Source organism: Kitasatospora sp. NPDC057198, assembly GCF_042670125.1.
In the GTDB taxonomy this organism is placed as follows: Bacteria; Actinomycetota; Actinomycetes; order Streptomycetales; family Streptomycetaceae; genus Kitasatospora.
Genome location: NZ_JBHUWH010000047.1, coordinates 12,891 through 27,980, shown reverse-complemented (window position 1 = coordinate 27,980; position 15,090 = coordinate 12,891). Strand labels below are relative to the sequence as shown.

Below are 15,090 nucleotides of genomic sequence, written 5' to 3'. Positions count from 1 at the left end.
GGGCGGCGTTTGCGGCGGCGCCGTGACCGGCCACCGCCGCGGGGTGCCGGGGGTCGGGTGTCGGGTGCCGGGGCTGCTCAGGAGGGCGGTTCCTCGACCAGGCCGCAGTTGTACGGGAACTCGGCGAGCGCGGTGCGGCGCCCGGGGTCGGGTTCGGCGGCGGCCAGGTCGGCGAACACGGCGGTCAGGCGGTCACGTTGGGCCTCGGGGAGGCGGTTCAGCTCCCAGGAAGCGTTCTCCAGGAGTTGGACGGCGGTGTCGTCGGCGACCTCCTCCTCCCCGCACTCGTCGAGGAAGCGCAGCAGGTCGGCGAGCACGCCGGCCAGGACGGGGACCAGCGGGTCGGTGGTGCTCATCGCGGGGTGTCTCCTGAAGTGGGGCCGCCGAGGCGGCGGTTGCGGGTGGCGCGGGCGGCGAGGCGTTCGGCGTCCGGGAGTTCGGCGAGTTCGGCCAGCGCGGCGGTGACGGCGGCGGCCAGGCGCTCGCGCAGGTCGGCCAGGTCGGTGCTCTCGGGGACGACCTGGTCGACCAGGCCGGTGGCGGTCAGTTCGGTGGCTGTGATGCCCTGGGCGCGGGCGAGTTGGGGCGCGTGCTCGCCGTCGCGGTGGACGATCGCCGAGGCGCCCTCGGGCGGCAGCGGGGCCAGCCAGGCGTGCTGGGCCGCGATCACCCGGTCGGCGGGCAGCAGGGCGAGCGCGCCGCCGCCGCTGCCCTGGCCGAGCAGTACGGCCAGGACGGGGGTGCGCAGCCCGACCAGGGTGGTCAGGCAGTGTGCGATCTCCAGTGCCACGCCGTCGAGTTCGGCCTCGATCGAGAGTTCCGCGCCGGTGGTGTCCACCACGGTGAGCAGCGGCATGCCGAGTTCCTCGGCGATCTGCGCCTGCCGTCGGACGGCCCGCAGATCGGCTGCGGTGACCGGGAGTTGGGGCTGGTCCGGGCCCTGGCGCTGCTGGGCGACGACCATCACGGGGCGTCCGCCGATCAGGGCCAGGGCCCGGACCAGCGCGCTGTCGCCGTCCAGCGGGAGGAGCGACTCGGCGGTGTGGTGCAGGAGTTCGAGTGCGGACAGTCGGTCGGGGCGGCGGCTGAGCAGTACCGACTCCCAGGCGTCCGGGGCCTCGAGGGCGGGCGGAGAGACGGGAGCGGGTGTGGGAACAGCGGCGGGGACGGGCTCGGCCGGGCGGGCGGTGAGGACGGTGAGGGCGCGGGCCAGGAAGGCGCGCAGCCGTTCGGGCGGGACGATCGCGTCCAGCCGGCCGTGCGCGGCGAGGGTCTCGGCGCGCTGGACGGCGGGCGGCAGCGGCTCGCCGCGCAGTTCCTCGTACACCCGGGGGCCGAGGAAGCCGAGGCGGGCGGCCGGTTCGGCCAGCACCAGGTGGCCGAGGGTGCCCCAGGAGGCGAACACCCCGCCCATGGTGGGGTTGCGCAGGTAGGTCAGGTAGGGGAGTCCGGCGGTGCGGTGGGCGTGGACGGCGGCGGTGATCCGGACCATGCACAGGAACGCGGCCGAACCCTCCTGCATCCGGGTGCCGCCGGAGACCGGCAGGGCGAGCAGCGGCAGGCGTTCGGCGGTGGCGCGTTCCACGGCGCGGGTGATCCGTTCGGCGGTGGCCACGCCGATCGAGCCGCCGAGGAAGGCGAACTCGCAGGCGACCAGGGCGAGCGGCCGCCCGTCCAGCAGGGCGCGCCCGGTGAGCACGGCCTCGTCCAGGCCGGTGCGCGCGCGGGCCCGGGCCAGTGCGTCCCGGTAGCCGGCGTCGGCGTGCTCGGCGGTGACCGGCTCGTCCCAGCTGCGGAAGGTGCCGGGATCGACCAGCAGGTCGAGGAGTTGGCGTGCCGTCACCGGGGCCTCCGTCGGAAGAAGGGCGGGGGGAAGGGCGGGGGGAAGGGCGGGGGGAGCGGGAAGGTCGCGGCCCGGGTCGCCGGGAGGGCGGCCGGGCGTCACCCGAGGCTAGCGGGGCGGGACGGCGGCCGACCGGTGCGGCGCACAGGGGTGAGCAGGATCACCGGTACGCGGCGCGGCGGGAGCGCGGCGGAACGTGATGCAGCAGACACCGATGTAATTGGTATCCAAGATGCGCAATTGGTTAGAGTCAGCGCCGTGAGGCTGACCAAGGGCACCGACATCGCACTGCGCATCGCCATGCGCCTGGCGGTGCTGGACGAGGACCAGACCCCGACCACCCGCGAGGTGGCCGAGGCGGTCGGCGTCCCCTACAACCACGCGGCGAAGGTGGTCAGCCGCCTCCAGCACCTCGGCATCGTCGAGGCCCGGCGCGGCCGCGGCGGAGGGCTCGCCCTGACCGCCGCCGGGCGCACCGGATCGCTCGGGCGGATCGTCCGGGAGCTGGAGGGCGTCGGCGACGTGGTCGGCTGCGAGGACGAGCCGCCCTGCCCGCTGCGCCACTCCTGCCGGCTGCGCGGGGCGTTGCACCGGGCGCAGGAGGCGTTCTACGCCTCGCTCGATCCGCTGACCGTGGACGACCTGGTCGGCGGAGAGGGCGGGGGAGGCGGAGCGGGCGGCGAGTCCGGCGGTCCGGTCCTGCTCGGCCTGCCGAGTGTGCCGAGTACGCCAAACGCACCGAGTGCGCCGGGCCTGCCCGGTCCGTCCGGCCCGCCGGGGCCGGGGCCGTTCGGCCCTTCCGCGTAGCCGCCCGCCGGACGAGCATCGAGACGGGCGCCGGCGAGCAGTGGGCCGGCGAGCAGTGGACCGGGCGGGCGGCAAGTCCGGCGGCGGCAGGTCCAGTAGCAGCAAGCCCTCAGTAATAGGTTTTCCCACACCGTTGAATACGCATCTCAGATGCGAGTTTGGAGTTTCGGATGCTGTCCGAGAAGTCCGCGGAGACCGTGCGCGCCACCCTCCCCGCAGTGGGCGCGGCGATCGGGGAGATCACCGGCTCGTTCTACGGCCGGCTCTTCGCGGCCCACCCCGAACTGCTGCGCGACCTGTTCAACCGGGGCAACCAGGCCGACGGCAGCCAGCGCCAGGCGCTGGCCGGTTCGATAGCCGCCTTCGCCACCGCCCTGGTCGAGCACCCCGACCAGCGTCCGGACGCCATGCTCGCCCGCATCGCCCACAAGCACGCCTCGCTCGGCATCGCCCCCGAGCAGTACCAGGTGGTCCACACCCACCTGTTCGCGGCCATCGTCGAGGTGCTCGGCGAGGCCGTCACCCCCGAGGTCGCCGCCGCCTGGGACGAGGTGTACTGGCTGATGGCCAACGCGCTGATCGCCATCGAGGCCCGGCTGTACGAGGAGAGCGGCACCCGCGGCGAGCGCCGCCCCTACACGGTGGCCGCCCGCACCGCCGAGACCGCCGACGTGGCGACCTTCCTGCTGCGCCCCGCCGACGGCGGGCCCGTTCCGGCGCACAGGCCCGGCCAGTACGTCTCGGTGCAGGTCGAACTCGCCGACGGCGCCCACCAGATCCGCCAGTACAGCCTGTCCGGGCAGCCCGAGGGCGGCCTGCAGATCACCGTCAAGAAGGTCGCCGGCGACCCGGCCGGCGAGGTCTCCAACCACCTGCACCAGCACATCGACGAGGGCGCCACCCTGCTGGTCAGCGCCCCGTTCGGCGACGTGCAGCTGGCCGACGGCGACCGGCCGGTGCTGCTCGCCTCGGCCGGCATCGGCTGCACCCCGATCGTCGGCATGCTCGCGCACCTCGCCGAGACCGGCGCCACCCGCAAGGTGATCGCGGTGCACGGTGACCAGCAGGAGTCCGCGCACGCCTTCCGGGACGAGTTCGCCCAGCTGGTCGGCAAGCTCCCCGCCGCCGAGGCGTACGTCTGGTACGAGCGCCCCGAGGGCGAGTGGCCCGCCGAGCGCACCGGCCTGGTCGACCTGGCCGCGCTGGACGTCCCCGCCGACGCCGTCGCCTACCTGTGCGGCCCGCTGCCGTTCATGCGCGCCGTCCGTACCCAGCTGCTCGCCGCGGGCGTGCCCGCTGCCGACATCCACTACGAGGTCTTCGGCCCCGACATGTGGCTCGGCCAGGACTGACCGCAGCCCCCGAGGCCGTCAACTGCCGTGCGGGAAACGGTGGATGACGCAACGGGCCCGGTCCCCGGAGCAGTGCGCACCGCTCCGGGGGCCGGGCCCTTCCCCGCCACAGCGCCCCCGCGCCGACGCGGTCACTTCAGCACGGTCACTTCAGCACGGCCCGGATTGCGTCCCGCAGTTGCCCGTCGCTCGGCTGCAGGGCCCGGTCCAGCGCCGGGGCGAACGGGAGGACCGTGCCGTCCGGGCGGGTGACCCGGCGGGGCGGGGCGAGCAGCCGGCACTCCTCGGCGGCGACGGCCAGCACCTCGGCGGCGAAACCGGCGAAGCGGTTGGAGTCGTCGGCCACCACCAGCCGGCCGGTGCGCCCCAGCGACTCCACCAGGGCCGTCCGGTCCAGCGGGTACAGGGTGCGCGGATCGAGCACCTCCACCGACACCTCGTCCGCCAACTCCTCGGCCACCGCGAGCGCCTGGTGCACCAGGTGGCCGACCGCGACCACCGTCACGTCGGTGCCCGGACGGTGGATCCGGGCCTCGCCGATCGGCACCGGCACCAGCGGCGTCGTCACGTCCTCGCGCACCCCCAGCGCGCCCGCCGGGGCGAACAGCACCACCGGGTCGTCGTCCCGGATCGCCGAACTCAGCAGCCCGTACGCGTCGGTGGGCGTCGCGGGCGCCAGCGTCTTGATGCCGACGTGCGCGAACAGGCCGTAGGGGTGGTCCGAGTGCTGGCCCGCCCAGCCGCTGCGGGAGCCCGAACCCGGCACCACCACGGTCAGCGGCACCCGGGCCTGGCCGCCCGTCATCAGCGAGAACTTGTGCGCCTGGTTGGCGAGTTGCTCGAACACCAGGAACAGCAGCGACGGGATCTGCAACTCGACCACCGGACGCATCCCGGTCAGCGCCGCCCCGATCGCGGCCGAGGTGAACGCCTGCTCCGACAGCGGCACGTCCACCACCCGCTCGGCGCCGAAGCGCCGTTGCAGGCCCGGCGTCAGCCCGGCCAGGCCCGCGCCGACGTCCTCGCCGAACACGCACACCGCCGGGTCGGCCTCCAGCGCGTCCGCCAGCGCCCGGTTCATCGCCTTGGCGTACGACAACAGCGTCACAGGGCCGCTCCCGACCGGGGCCGCAGCCCGCTCGCGTACAGGTGGTCAGTGGCCGTCGCCGGATCCGGCTCCGCCGAGGAGAGCGCGAACTCGGCTGCGGCGGCGAGGAGTTCGGCCACCTCCAGGTCGATCGCCGCGGCCTCCGGAAGGCCGGTCGCCAGCGGGTCGCGCTCCCGCCAGGACGCCACCTCCTCGGCCGTCCGGTAGGCCAGCCGGAAGCGCCGCTCCATCGTGTGGTGCGCCTCGAACCGGTACGTCAGGCACTCCAGGAACGACGGACCGCCCCCCGTGCGCGCCCGCTCCACCGCCCGTTCGGCCGCCGCCCGGACCGCCTCCACGTCCATCCCGTCCACCGTCTCGGCCGGGATGCCGAACGCCGCCGCCCGGCCGCACGCCGAACCGCCCACCGCCGAAGCGGCCGGCAGCGTCGTCGCGTAGCCGTTGTTCTCGCAGACGAACACCACCGGCGCCCGCCAGATCGACGCCAGGTTCAACGACTCCAGCAGCACGCCCTGGTTGAGCGCGCCGTCGCCGAAGAACGAGGCCACCACGGCCGGTTCACCGCGCCGCCGGGCCGCCCAGGCCGCGCCGACCGCGATCGGCGCGCCCGCGCCGACGATGCCGTTCGCGCCCAGGATGCCCAGCGAGAAGTCCGCGGCGTGCATCGAACCGCCCCGGCCGCCGTTCAACCCGCCGACCCGGCCAAGCAGTTCGGCCAGCAACCGGCCCGGATCGGCGCCCTTGGCCAACACGTGCCCGTGCCCGCGGTGGGTGGAGGTCAGCCGGTCGGCCGGATCCAGCGCCGCGCACACCCCGACCGCCACCGCCTCCTGCCCGCTGTACGGGTGGGTGCCGCCGACCACCAGCCCCGAGCGGACCCACTCCAGGGCCAGCTCCTCGAACGAGCGGATCAGCCGCATCGTCCGGTAGCGGCCCGCCGGGTTCGCCAGGTGCGGCAGGCTCACCGGCCCGACCGCCCCGGCTCCGAGCGTCCCGGCCCCGAGCGCCCCGGCCCCGAACGCCACAGCACCGGGCAGAACTCCGGGTCCGCGTAGTCCGGCAGGCCGTTCGCGTCCCGCCGCACCACCGCGTCGTGGTTGTACACCACCGGCGAACCGTCCGGCCGCAGGAACGAGCGGTACCGGTTCGACCCGTCCTGCAGGTGCAGCGACACCGCCCGGCGCGGCTGCGCGGACCGGTTCGGGCCCGAGCCGTGGTAGGTGCGGCAGTGGTGGAAGGACACGTGCCCGCGCGGGATCTCCACCGGCACGGTACGGACCTCGGTGCCGTTGAACTCGGCGTTCTCGTGCAGCAGTTGCTCCAGCTCCGAGCGGTCCCGGGCGGCGAAGTGCCGGGTCGAGTCGTCGCCGCCCGGCCGCTCCTCCCAGCGGTGGCTGCCGTCCACCATGGTGATGGTGCCCATCTCCTCCGTGCAGTCGTGGAACGGCAGGAACGCCGTCAGCATCCGCTGCGAGGTGGAGGTCTGCCAGTAGTGCTTGTCGAAGTGCCACGGCACCACGTTGCTCGGCTCGCCCGGCACCGGCGGCTTGTAGATCAGCGTCGCCTGGAACAGCCGGATCTCCTCCGCCTGCGCGAGGCGGGCCGCGACCGCGCCCAGCAGCGGCTTGCGCAGGATCCGGCCGATCTCCGCGTGCTCGTAGTGCACGTAGTCGTTGTGCCGCTGCACCGGCCCGTCCGAGGGCTTCCAGGACGCCAAGTGCGGCGGTAGGGCCGGTAGTTCGCGGCTCCGCTCACCCGCGTAGTAGCGCTCGGTGGCGGCCTGCAGCGCGTCCAGCTCGGCGTCGGTGAACAGCCGCCGGGACAGGTACCAGCCGCGCTCCGCGTACTGCAGCACCTCCTCGACGGTCGGCAGCAGCGCCGACTCCTCCTCGGTCAACTCGAACTGCTCGATGGCGGTGGTCACTTCCCTCTCCCCTCTGCTCAGCTGTCCGCGGTGGCGCGCTCGCGCTCCACCGCCTCGTACAGGGCCTTGATGTTCGCGGTGCCGAAGCTGCCCGCGCCGCGCCGCTCCACCAGCTCCAGGAAGAAGGTGCGGCGCGGATGGGTGGAGCGGGCGAAGATCTGGAACAGCTCGCCGCCGTGGTCCCGGTCCACCAGCACGTGGGTGTCGCGCAGTTCGGCCACCGGGATGGCGGTGGGGCCGAGCCGGGACTCCAGCGCCTCGTAGTAGGCGCCCGGCGTGCTCAGGAACGCCACCCCGCGCGCCGCCAGCTCCCTTACCGCGGCGGTGATCGAGCCGGTCGCGTACGCCAGGTGCTGGACGCCCGCGCCGCCGTGCGCCTCCAGGAAGCCGTCGATCTGGCCGGCCGCCCGCGAGGTGTCCGGCTCCAGCAGGGTGAAGGTGACCGTCCCGCACGGGCTCTGCACCACCCGGGAGTCCATCGCCTGGTCGCCGACCTCCACGTACTCCCGGAACACCTCCCGGAAGCCCAGCCCGCGCACCGCCCAGTCCACCGAGCCGGCCAACTGCCCGCCCGGCACCACCACCGCCACGTGGTCCAGCGACAACAGCGCGCCCTCGCCCGGCAGTTCGCCCTCCGGCAGCAGGTCCTCCGGGCCGGTGAAGCGCACCGCCAGGTCGCCGAAGCCGGAGACCGTGCCCGCCCCGTCCAGGCAGCCGCCGCCCGCGTTCAGCGCCCGCTCGGCCGCCGCGGCCGCCGCGACCCGGTCGGTGTGCCGCAGCGCGATCACCGCGACGCCGTCGCCGTGCCGCCGCACCCAGGCGGCGACCTGGTGCTCGGACTCCACCGCCGAGGTCACCAGCACCCGGGCCGACCCCTGGTGCGCCACCACCTGGGTGGTGCCCGGCGCCGTCCGGGCCGGCTCGCTCAACGAGAAGCCCCAGTCGTCGCGCAGCCGCGCGGCGTACTTGTGGGCGTCCTCCACGTACAGTTCGGTGTACGCGATGCCCGGCACGGTCATGAGGTTCCTCCGAGGTGCTTGGCCGTGATGTCCGGCGGCCCGAACAGCAGGCTCAGGTTGTGGCCGCCGAACGCGATCGAGTTGGACAGGGCGTGGCGCACGACGCTGTGCTCGGCCGCGCCGCGGACGTGCCGCAACACGCAGGCCCCGTCCGGCTGTTCGAGGTTGCGGGTGGGCGGGATCAGGCCCTCGGCGACGGCCAGCGCCGACACCGCCGCCTCCACCGCCCCCGAGGCGCCCAGCAGGTGGCCGGTGGCGCCCTTGGTCGAGCTGACCCACGGGTCGTGCGCGCCGAACACCTCGCGCAGCGCCGCCGCCTCCGCCCGGTCGCCCAGCTTGGTGCCGGTGCCGTGGGCGTTGACGTAGTCCACGGCGGACGGCTCCAGGCCCGCCGAGCGCAGCGCGGCCCGCATCGCGGCGACCGCGCCCGCGCCGTCCGGACGCGGCATGGTCGGGTGGTGGGCGTCGGTGGCCGCGCCCCAGCCGGCCAGCGACGCGTACCCGGTCGCACCGCGGGCCGCGGCGTGCTCGGCGCTCTCCAGCACCAGGACGGCGCTGCCCTCGCCCAGCACGAAGCCGTTGCGGCGGGCGTCGAACGGCCGGGACGCCTGCGCCGGATCGTCCCAACCGGCAGCCAGCGCACGGGAGTTGTCGAAGGCAGCGGCGATCGTCGGGTGCAGCGGGGCCTCCGCGCCGCCGCACACCACCACGTCCGCCTCGCCGCCGCGGATCAGCCGCAGGCCCTCGGCGATCGCCTGGGCGCCCGCCGCGCAGGCGGTGATCACGGCGGAGCTGTAGCCGCGGATGCCGTGCGCGATGGCGATCCGGGCCGCCGCCATGTTGGAGAGCATGCCCGGCAGCAGGTACGGGCTGACCGCGGCCCGGCCGCGCTCGCGCCGCCCGGCGGCCTGCTGCTCGTAGCTCTCCAGCCCGCCGCCACCGGTACCCAGCACCACCGCGACCCGCTCCGGATCAGCGTCCTCACGGATCGTCAGATCGGCGTCGGCGAGCGCGTCCGCGGCGGCGGCCAGGGCGAGCAGCAGGTAGCGGTCGGCGACCCGGGTCTCGGTCGGCGGCAGCACCTCGGTGGCCGGAACGTGCGGGGAGATGCCCGCCACCCGCAGCCAGCCGGCCGCCGGGTGGCCGTCCGGCGGGGCGCTCAGCCCGGAGCGGCCGGCCGCCAGGGCGGCGAACGCCTCCGGGACGGCGCGGCCCAGCGGCGTCACCCAGCCGATGCCGGTGACCTGCGCGGCGACCGGGCTCATCGGGGCCCGCTTCCGGTGGCGGCCCGGAGCTCGGCCAGGTGCTGCCGGCGCAGCAGCACCTTGCGGACCTTGCCGGTCGGCCCGAGCGGGATCCGCCCGTCCGGGACGGCCAGCACGCCGCGGACCACGGCGGCGACGTGCGGCTCCAGCGCGGCCAGCACCTCGGCGGTGCGGTCGGCGCAGTGGCCGGCGGCCGGGTCCAGCTGCAGCAGCACGTCCGCGACGGTCCGCCCGCCGTCGCGGAAGGCGACCACGGTGCAGTCGTGGACGTCCGGGCAGGCGGCCAGCACGCGCTCCTCGCTGGCGGCGGTGTGCAGGCGGCGGCCGTCGCCGAGGTCGACGCTGTCGACGACGCGGTCCACGTGGTAGTAGTAGCCGTCCTCGTCGCGGTACACCAGGTCGCCGGTGAGGAAGTAGTCCCGCAGCCGGGTGCGGTGGGTGGTGACCGAGTCGTTCCAGTAGCCGGGAGACAGGGTGGGGGAGCGGGTGCCCAGCTCGCCGACCTCGCCCGGACCGAGCTCGTTGCCGTCCGGGTCGAGGACCGCGCAGTCGACGAAGGCGTGCGGACGGCCCACGCAGCGGCCGTAGCGCTCGGTGTCGACGGTGTGGGTGATGTGGAAGTGCGAGTGGCCCATCTCGGAGGAGCCCAGGCCGTCGATGAACACCGACCCGGCGGTGCGCACCCGGCCCTCCCGGGTGGCGGTCACCCGGGACCCCTGCGCGACCAGGCGCCTGATGTGCGCCTCGTGCGCGCAGTCCCCGGTGTTCCACCACAGGCCCACCGAGGACAGGTCGCGGGCCGCGAGGTCCTGCCGGGCCAGGTCGGCCCAGGTGGTGGCGAAACCGTACACGCCCTGCGGCCGCCAGTTCTCGATCGCCTCCAGCACGGCCGGGCCGGTCTGCTGCGAGATCAGGTGCAGTTCGGCGTCGAAGCTGAGCGCCAGGTTGACCGCGATCAGCGTCGCGGCGTGCGCGGCCGGCAGCGCGCTGAGCACCCGGTCGATGCCCTGCGGGCGCGGCAGCAGCAGGCGGTGCCGGATCGCCGCGTACAGGCTGGCGTGCGAGTGCAGCACCGCCTTGGGCAGGCCGGTGGTGCCGGACGAGTGGGTGATCGCCACCGGGTCGGTGGGCCAGTGCCGGTACGGGGTGGGCGCCGACTCCGGTTCCCCGTCGGCGAGTTCGGCGGTGTCGGCGAGCAGCGGCATGCCGAGGTCCAGGCCGGCGAGGGCCTCGGCGTGCGCGGCGTCGGCGAGCAGCCCGGTCGCGTTCAGCCGGCGCAGGTAGCGGGCCGAGGTGTCCGCGTCCAGCGCCGGGTTGAGCAGGGCCGGGATCGCGCCGAGGCGGCTGAGCGCCAGGAAGCACAGCACCTGGTCGGCCGCGGCGGACGCCTGCACGGCGACCGGGTCGCGGCGGCGCACCCCGCGGGCGTGCAGGGCGGCGGCCCGGGCCCGCACCGCGCGGTCGAGCGCGCGCAGCGTCAGGGCGGTGTGCGCCGGGTGGCCGTCGACGGGCGTGTCGAAGGTCAGGGTCGGCGAATCCGGGCCGAGGCCCTGCTCGACCCGGGTGGTCAGGACGTTTCCGGCGCCGACGGAGCTGTCGGCGGACAGCGTGGCGCGCAGGCTGGGGAGGCTCATCGGTCCCGTTCTTCTCGTGGTGCGGGAAATCGTGGTGCGGGAGAGGGGGTCCCCGGCGGGCCGCGGTGCGCCGAGGGGCGGAGGGCGGGGACGGTGCTCAGGGGGCGAGCAGGACGGCGGTGGCGTGGTCGGGCGGGCCCTGGACGGCGGTCACCACCAGGACCTGTTCGGCGTCGCCGTCCTCGATCAACAGGGCCGCCCGCTCGTGCAGTTCGCGCTCCCGGTCGAATCCGGGGCCGAGCGCGACCACCGGGCCGTCCAGCTGCCAGCGGGCGGCGACGTGGCCGAGGACGGCGTTCGGGTTGGACTGGAAGAACAGCAGCGGGGCGACCCGCCGGCCGGTGGCGGTGGCTCGGGCGAGCGCGTCGGCGGTGCCGGTGTCACCGCTCGGGCTGGCCAGCAGCAGCGCGGTACGCGGCGCCCCGGCAGCCGGCGGCGGGCCGTAACGGGCGCGCAGGCAGCGCTCGGCGGTCTCGGCCACCAGCGGGCTGAACGAGGACTCCACGAAGCCCGCGATGGCGGGCAGTTCGTCCCCCGGACGCTCCGGCCACCGGGCGGAGGCCAGCACCCGCAGCGGCCCGGACAGCACGCGGGACGCCACGGCGGGGTCCGCGATCGGTGCCGGTGCCGCGGTCAGCGGGCCGGTGACGAGGACGGGGACGGAGGTCGGGGCGGTCATGCGGGAACCACCAGGGGGACGGGCCGGGCACGGCCGGGCGGAAACGGGCAGGGAGCGGACAGAGAGCGGCGTTCCGAGGGGGCAACTCGCCGGTAGGAGAGGAGCGTTGACGGCCGAGTGCGGCTCAGGCCGGGGCCACCAGCAGCGCGGTGTTGGCACCGCCGAAGGCGGCATTGAGGGTCAGGGCCAGGCCGGGCGCGGCCGGGCGGGTGCGGTCGAGGACCAGGTCGAGCGGGCAGTCCGGGTCCGGAGTCTGCCAGCCCGCGTTGACCGGTAGCGCACCGGCGCCCAACGCGCCGATCGTGGCGGCGAGTTCGAGCAGCGCGGAGGCTTCCAGGGCGTGGCCGTGCACGGACTTGGTGGAGCTGACCGGCGGGGTGCCGGACGGGAAGACGCTGCGCAGTGCGGCCGCCTCGGCCAGGTCGCCGAGCTTGGAGCCCGCGCCGTTGGCGTTGACGTAGCCGATCGCGGCCGGTGCGGCGCCCGCCCGGGCCAGCGCGCCGTGCACCGCCCTGGCCAGGCCGGTGCCGTCGGGGTGCGGCCGGCAGACGTGGAAGGCGTCCCCGGTCCTGGCCCAGCCGGCGATCTCGGCGAGCGCCCGGCCGCCGCGCCGGCGCAGGGCCGGCCCGGACTCCAGGACCACGGCCACCGCCGCGTCGCCGAGCAGCATGCCCCGCCGCCCCAGGCTGAACGGGCGCACGGCGCCGTCCGGGGCCAGCGCCCGCCCGGCGTCGAACACCGCGAAGGTGTCCGGCTCGACCAGGTACCCGGCCGCGACCAGGACGCGTTCGCGGCGGCCGGAGGCGATCAGCGCGGCGGCGTCGGCGACCGCGCCGGACGCCGCGACGCACGCGCCGGTGTACACCCTGGGGCGCAGCCCGGTGCGTTCGGCGACCTCGGCGGCGACCGGTCCGGCCCGCCGGTCGCCGTGCAGGGCGAGCAGCAACTCCTCCGGTCCGTCGGCGGGTCGGGGTTCACCGGGGTCGGAGAGCGCGCCCGCCTCGGCGAGCACCGCGACCAGCTGGTCGGCCAGCCGGGGCGAGCCGGGGCCGGTGGCGGCCCGGTCGGCGCGGTGCCCGGCGGTGCCGAAACGCTCCACCGGGGTGAACGCGGGCCGCCCCGCGAGCACGCCGGCGGTGAGCGCCGCAAGCCCCGCGCCGAACACCGAGCGCACCCCTACCCCGCCGACCAGGACGGCGCGCCGCGGCGGGCCGCTCCGGAGCGCGGTCGGTGTCATGGTGCGGCGGCCCCCGCGTCCGTACCGCCGTCGCCACCGGCCGTCACGGCACCGGTCGTCGCGGCGTCGAGCTGCGCGCCGAGCGCGGCCACCGCGTCGTCCACCGTGCGGATGGCGTCCAGCCGTTCGTCGTCCAGGTCGAGCTGCACGCCGTAGACCTGTTCGGCCTGGGCGATCAGCCAGGTCAGTTCCAGCGAGCCCAGGTGCTCGTCGACCTGCTCGGGCGAGCGGTCGCCGTAGCGGGCCAGCATCTGCAGGGCCTCGGCGCGGCCGAAGCGGGTTCTGGCGCCGGTGCTCATCGGGCGGTGCCCACCGAGGACTTGGCGATCCGGGCGGCGACCTCGGCGCTGAACTCGTCGATGGTCATCAGTGCGGTGGACTCCATGTCGTCCAGTTCGAAGCGGATGCCGAACTTCTCCTCGACCTGCACCGCGAGGTCGGCCAGCGCCAGCGACTCCAGGTCGAGGCCGGCCGGGCCGAGGTCGGTCTCCGAAGTGACGTGCGAGACGTCGTAGTTCATCGAGGCCAGGGTGGTCAGGATGAACGAGCGGATCTGTTCCTGCATGGACGGGTCTCCAGCGCAATCGGGAGGGGAAGGGGAAGGAGGGGGGTTTCCGGGCAGGGCGCACCGGCGGACGGGCGGACGGTGTCTGGAGCCGTCGACCCGGCCGGGCGCACCGCACCGGAGGGGCGGGGGAGGTGGATCAGCGGGCGGCGTCGGCCTGTCGGCGCAGGGCGGCGGCGTCCCGCAGCAGCTTCCCGGTGGCGGTCCGGGGCAGCCGCGACAGCAGGTGCAGTCGGCGGGGCAGCTTGTAGCCCGCCAGTTCCCCGCCGAGCAGGTCGCGCAACCGCTCGGCGGGGCCGCCCCGTTCGGAGGGCGGGGAGGTGGCACCGTCGGCGGTCGCGGCGTACGCCTCGATCGCGCCGTCGGTGAACAGCACCACGGCCTCGACCACACCGGGGAGCCCGGTGAGGGCCTGCTCGACCTCGTTGAGGTCGACCTTGAGGCCGCCGATGGAGATCTGCGAGTCGCGCCGCCCGAGGACGGTCACCAGGCCGGTGCCGGCCTCGATCAGCGCGGCGTCCCGGGTGTGCAGCAGACCGTCCGACCAGCGGGTCGGGTCGGTCGGGCCCAGGTACGGGGACTCCTCCCGGGCGATGTGCAACTCGCCGCCGGCCACGGACAGTTCCATCCCGTGGACGGGCTCGACCGCCGGGTGGTTGCGCCCGGACAGGTCGGTGGCGATCACGCCGGTCTCGGTCATCCCGTACATGGTGCCCAGCGGCACCCCGAAGCGTTCGCGGAACGCCGCGGGCAGCTGCGGGCGGACGAGTTCGCCGGCCACCACCATCCGCCGCAGCTGCGGCAGTTCGGGTGGCGCGGCGGCCGCGGCCAGCAGCTCCGCGTGGAACGGCACCCCGATCACGGTGGTCGGGGCGGTGCCCTCGGCGATGGCGGCCAGGATGCCCGCGGGGGTCATCCGCGGCGGCACCACCAGCTCCACGCCCGCGTGCAGGGCGTGCAGCAGCCCGCCGACCAGGCCGAGCACGTGCACCGTCGAGGACAGCAGCACCGTCCGCTCGCCGCGGGTCGGGAACTCCGGCAGTCTCGCGTAGCGGTCGAGCTCGCGCAGCAGGTCGGCGGCCGTCCGGGCGATCACCTTGGACGGGCCGGTCGAGCCCGAACTGAGCTGTACCAGGGCATGCCCGCCGGCGGCCGCGGTGCCGTTCGGGAGCGAAGTGAACTTCGGTCTCCCGTCGGCAAGTTCGACCAGCACCCGGGGGTGCAGCCGGTCCACCGCGCGGTCCACCTCGACGGTGGTCAGCCGGTGGTCCAGCAGGACCGCCTGTGCGCCGGAGCGCCACGCGGCCAGCAGGACCGCGACGAACTCCGCGGACGGCGGCATCCGCAATGCCACCGTCCCGTGCTCGCCGAGGCCGGCGGCGGCCAACTGCCGCTGCCGTTCGGCCACCAGGGCCCGCAAGGTGCCCCTGGCCACCGGAGCGCCGAAGCGCAGGCACGGTTCGCCGTCCGGTCCGGCGAGTAACTGCTCGTCCACCCAGCTCGCGGCAACCGTGCCGCCGCGCACCGGGGTTGGGGTAAGCGTCAACGCAACTCCACGCGCTCGTGTGGGAAGCAAAGGTCGGAAGTTGTGATGCTTCAGTGTGGATCCCCCGTCGGTGCCGACCTTCGCACGGGAGCGCATCAAGGGTCAAGGTCT

At 75.3% G+C, this 15,090-nt stretch carries 15 protein-coding genes; 2 read left to right on the top strand and 13 right to left on the bottom strand.

Going from position 1 to position 15,090, the window contains the following annotated elements; genetic code table 11:
- Nucleotides 1-77: 77 nt before the first annotated feature.
- Both ACFUEL_RS08530 and ACFUEL_RS08525 read right to left on the bottom strand, forming a co-directional pair.
- A complete protein-coding gene (locus ACFUEL_RS08530; protein WP_380235293.1) occupies nucleotides 78-356 on the bottom strand; it encodes a hypothetical protein in 279 nt (92 codons plus the stop codon).
- Nucleotides 353-1,843, bottom strand: coding sequence for a carboxyl transferase domain-containing protein (locus ACFUEL_RS08525; RefSeq protein ID WP_380235292.1), 1,491 nt, complete (start codon nucleotides 1,841-1,843; stop codon nucleotides 353-355). Before ACFUEL_RS08525 ends, ACFUEL_RS08530 begins: the two co-directional genes overlap by 4 nt.
- Before the next feature lie 258 nt (nucleotides 1,844-2,101).
- Here ACFUEL_RS08525 and ACFUEL_RS08520 point away from each other — a divergent pair, with 258 nt between their 5' ends.
- Both ACFUEL_RS08520 and ACFUEL_RS08515 read left to right on the top strand, forming a co-directional pair.
- Nucleotides 2,102-2,650 (top strand): RrF2 family transcriptional regulator, encoded by a 549-nt coding sequence (locus ACFUEL_RS08520; RefSeq protein WP_380235291.1) that lies wholly within the window; start codon nucleotides 2,102-2,104, stop codon nucleotides 2,648-2,650.
- 170 nt (nucleotides 2,651-2,820) lie between these two features.
- A complete protein-coding gene (locus tag ACFUEL_RS08515) occupies nucleotides 2,821-4,002 on the top strand; it encodes a globin domain-containing protein (protein WP_380235290.1) in 1,182 nt (393 codons plus the stop codon).
- A gap of 145 nt (nucleotides 4,003-4,147) precedes the next feature.
- Here ACFUEL_RS08515 and ACFUEL_RS08510 read toward each other — a convergent pair whose 3' ends face one another.
- The 11 genes from ACFUEL_RS08510 to ACFUEL_RS08460 form a co-directional block, all read right to left on the bottom strand.
- Entirely contained in the window at nucleotides 4,148-5,110 is a 963-nt protein-coding gene (locus ACFUEL_RS08510; RefSeq protein WP_380235289.1) for an alpha-ketoacid dehydrogenase subunit beta, read from the bottom strand.
- Nucleotides 5,107-6,075 carry a thiamine pyrophosphate-dependent dehydrogenase E1 component subunit alpha gene (locus tag ACFUEL_RS08505; protein ID WP_380235288.1) on the bottom strand — a complete coding sequence of 323 codons (969 nt, stop codon included), beginning with the start codon at nucleotides 6,073-6,075 and terminating at the stop codon, nucleotides 5,107-5,109. Before ACFUEL_RS08505 ends, ACFUEL_RS08510 begins: the two co-directional genes overlap by 4 nt.
- Nucleotides 6,072-7,034: a phytanoyl-CoA dioxygenase family protein gene (locus tag ACFUEL_RS08500; RefSeq protein WP_380235287.1), complete on the bottom strand. Its 963-nt coding sequence runs from the start codon at nucleotides 7,032-7,034 to the stop codon at nucleotides 6,072-6,074. The genes ACFUEL_RS08505 and ACFUEL_RS08500 overlap by 4 nt, the downstream gene beginning before the upstream one ends.
- A 17-nt stretch (nucleotides 7,035-7,051) precedes the next feature.
- Complete coding sequence (locus tag ACFUEL_RS08495) at nucleotides 7,052-8,053, bottom strand: VOC family protein (protein WP_380235286.1); 1,002 nt, start codon at nucleotides 8,051-8,053, stop codon at nucleotides 7,052-7,054.
- Nucleotides 8,050-9,318 carry a beta-ketoacyl-[acyl-carrier-protein] synthase family protein gene (locus tag ACFUEL_RS08490; RefSeq protein WP_380235285.1) on the bottom strand — a complete coding sequence of 423 codons (1,269 nt, stop codon included), beginning with the start codon at nucleotides 9,316-9,318 and terminating at the stop codon, nucleotides 8,050-8,052. Before ACFUEL_RS08490 ends, ACFUEL_RS08495 begins: the two co-directional genes overlap by 4 nt.
- Nucleotides 9,315-10,952: a class I adenylate-forming enzyme family protein gene (locus ACFUEL_RS08485; protein WP_380235284.1), complete on the bottom strand. Its 1,638-nt coding sequence runs from the start codon at nucleotides 10,950-10,952 to the stop codon at nucleotides 9,315-9,317. Before ACFUEL_RS08485 ends, ACFUEL_RS08490 begins: the two co-directional genes overlap by 4 nt.
- 97 nt (nucleotides 10,953-11,049) lie before the next feature.
- Complete coding sequence (locus ACFUEL_RS08480; RefSeq protein ID WP_380235283.1) at nucleotides 11,050-11,631, bottom strand: hypothetical protein; 582 nt, start codon at nucleotides 11,629-11,631, stop codon at nucleotides 11,050-11,052.
- 124 nt (nucleotides 11,632-11,755) lie between these two features.
- A complete protein-coding gene (locus ACFUEL_RS08475; protein ID WP_380235282.1) occupies nucleotides 11,756-12,868 on the bottom strand; it encodes a beta-ketoacyl synthase N-terminal-like domain-containing protein in 1,113 nt (370 codons plus the stop codon).
- Nucleotides 12,865-13,167, bottom strand: coding sequence for an acyl carrier protein (locus tag ACFUEL_RS08470; RefSeq protein WP_380235281.1), 303 nt, complete (start codon nucleotides 13,165-13,167; stop codon nucleotides 12,865-12,867). The genes ACFUEL_RS08475 and ACFUEL_RS08470 overlap by 4 nt, the downstream gene beginning before the upstream one ends.
- On the bottom strand, nucleotides 13,164-13,433 hold the full coding sequence (locus ACFUEL_RS08465) for an acyl carrier protein (protein WP_380235280.1): 270 nt from the start codon (nucleotides 13,431-13,433) through the stop codon (nucleotides 13,164-13,166). Before ACFUEL_RS08465 ends, ACFUEL_RS08470 begins: the two co-directional genes overlap by 4 nt.
- 139 nt (nucleotides 13,434-13,572) lie before the next feature.
- Nucleotides 13,573-14,979, bottom strand: a complete 1,407-nt coding sequence (locus ACFUEL_RS08460; protein ID WP_380235279.1) for a class I adenylate-forming enzyme family protein — start codon at nucleotides 14,977-14,979, stop codon at nucleotides 13,573-13,575.
- Between the last annotated feature and the right edge of the window lie 111 nt (nucleotides 14,980-15,090).

Coding starts and splice junctions, on each gene's coding strand:
- ACFUEL_RS08480 (WP_380235283.1), bottom strand. CDS start 11,631: ATGACCGCCCCGACCTCCGTCCCCGTCCTCGTCACCGGCCCGCTGACC.
- ACFUEL_RS08475 (WP_380235282.1), bottom strand. CDS start 12,868: ATGACACCGACCGCGCTCCGGAGCGGCCCGCCGCGGCGCGCCGTCCTG.
- ACFUEL_RS08495 (WP_380235286.1), bottom strand. CDS start 8,053: ATGACCGTGCCGGGCATCGCGTACACCGAACTGTACGTGGAGGACGCC.
- ACFUEL_RS08465 (WP_380235280.1), bottom strand. CDS start 13,433: ATGCAGGAACAGATCCGCTCGTTCATCCTGACCACCCTGGCCTCGATG.
- ACFUEL_RS08515 (WP_380235290.1), top strand. CDS start 2,821: ATGCTGTCCGAGAAGTCCGCGGAGACCGTGCGCGCCACCCTCCCCGCA.
- ACFUEL_RS08485 (WP_380235284.1), bottom strand. CDS start 10,952: ATGAGCCTCCCCAGCCTGCGCGCCACGCTGTCCGCCGACAGCTCCGTC.
- ACFUEL_RS08470 (WP_380235281.1), bottom strand. CDS start 13,167: ATGAGCACCGGCGCCAGAACCCGCTTCGGCCGCGCCGAGGCCCTGCAG.
- ACFUEL_RS08530 (WP_380235293.1), bottom strand. CDS start 356: ATGAGCACCACCGACCCGCTGGTCCCCGTCCTGGCCGGCGTGCTCGCC.
- ACFUEL_RS08490 (WP_380235285.1), bottom strand. CDS start 9,318: ATGAGCCCGGTCGCCGCGCAGGTCACCGGCATCGGCTGGGTGACGCCG.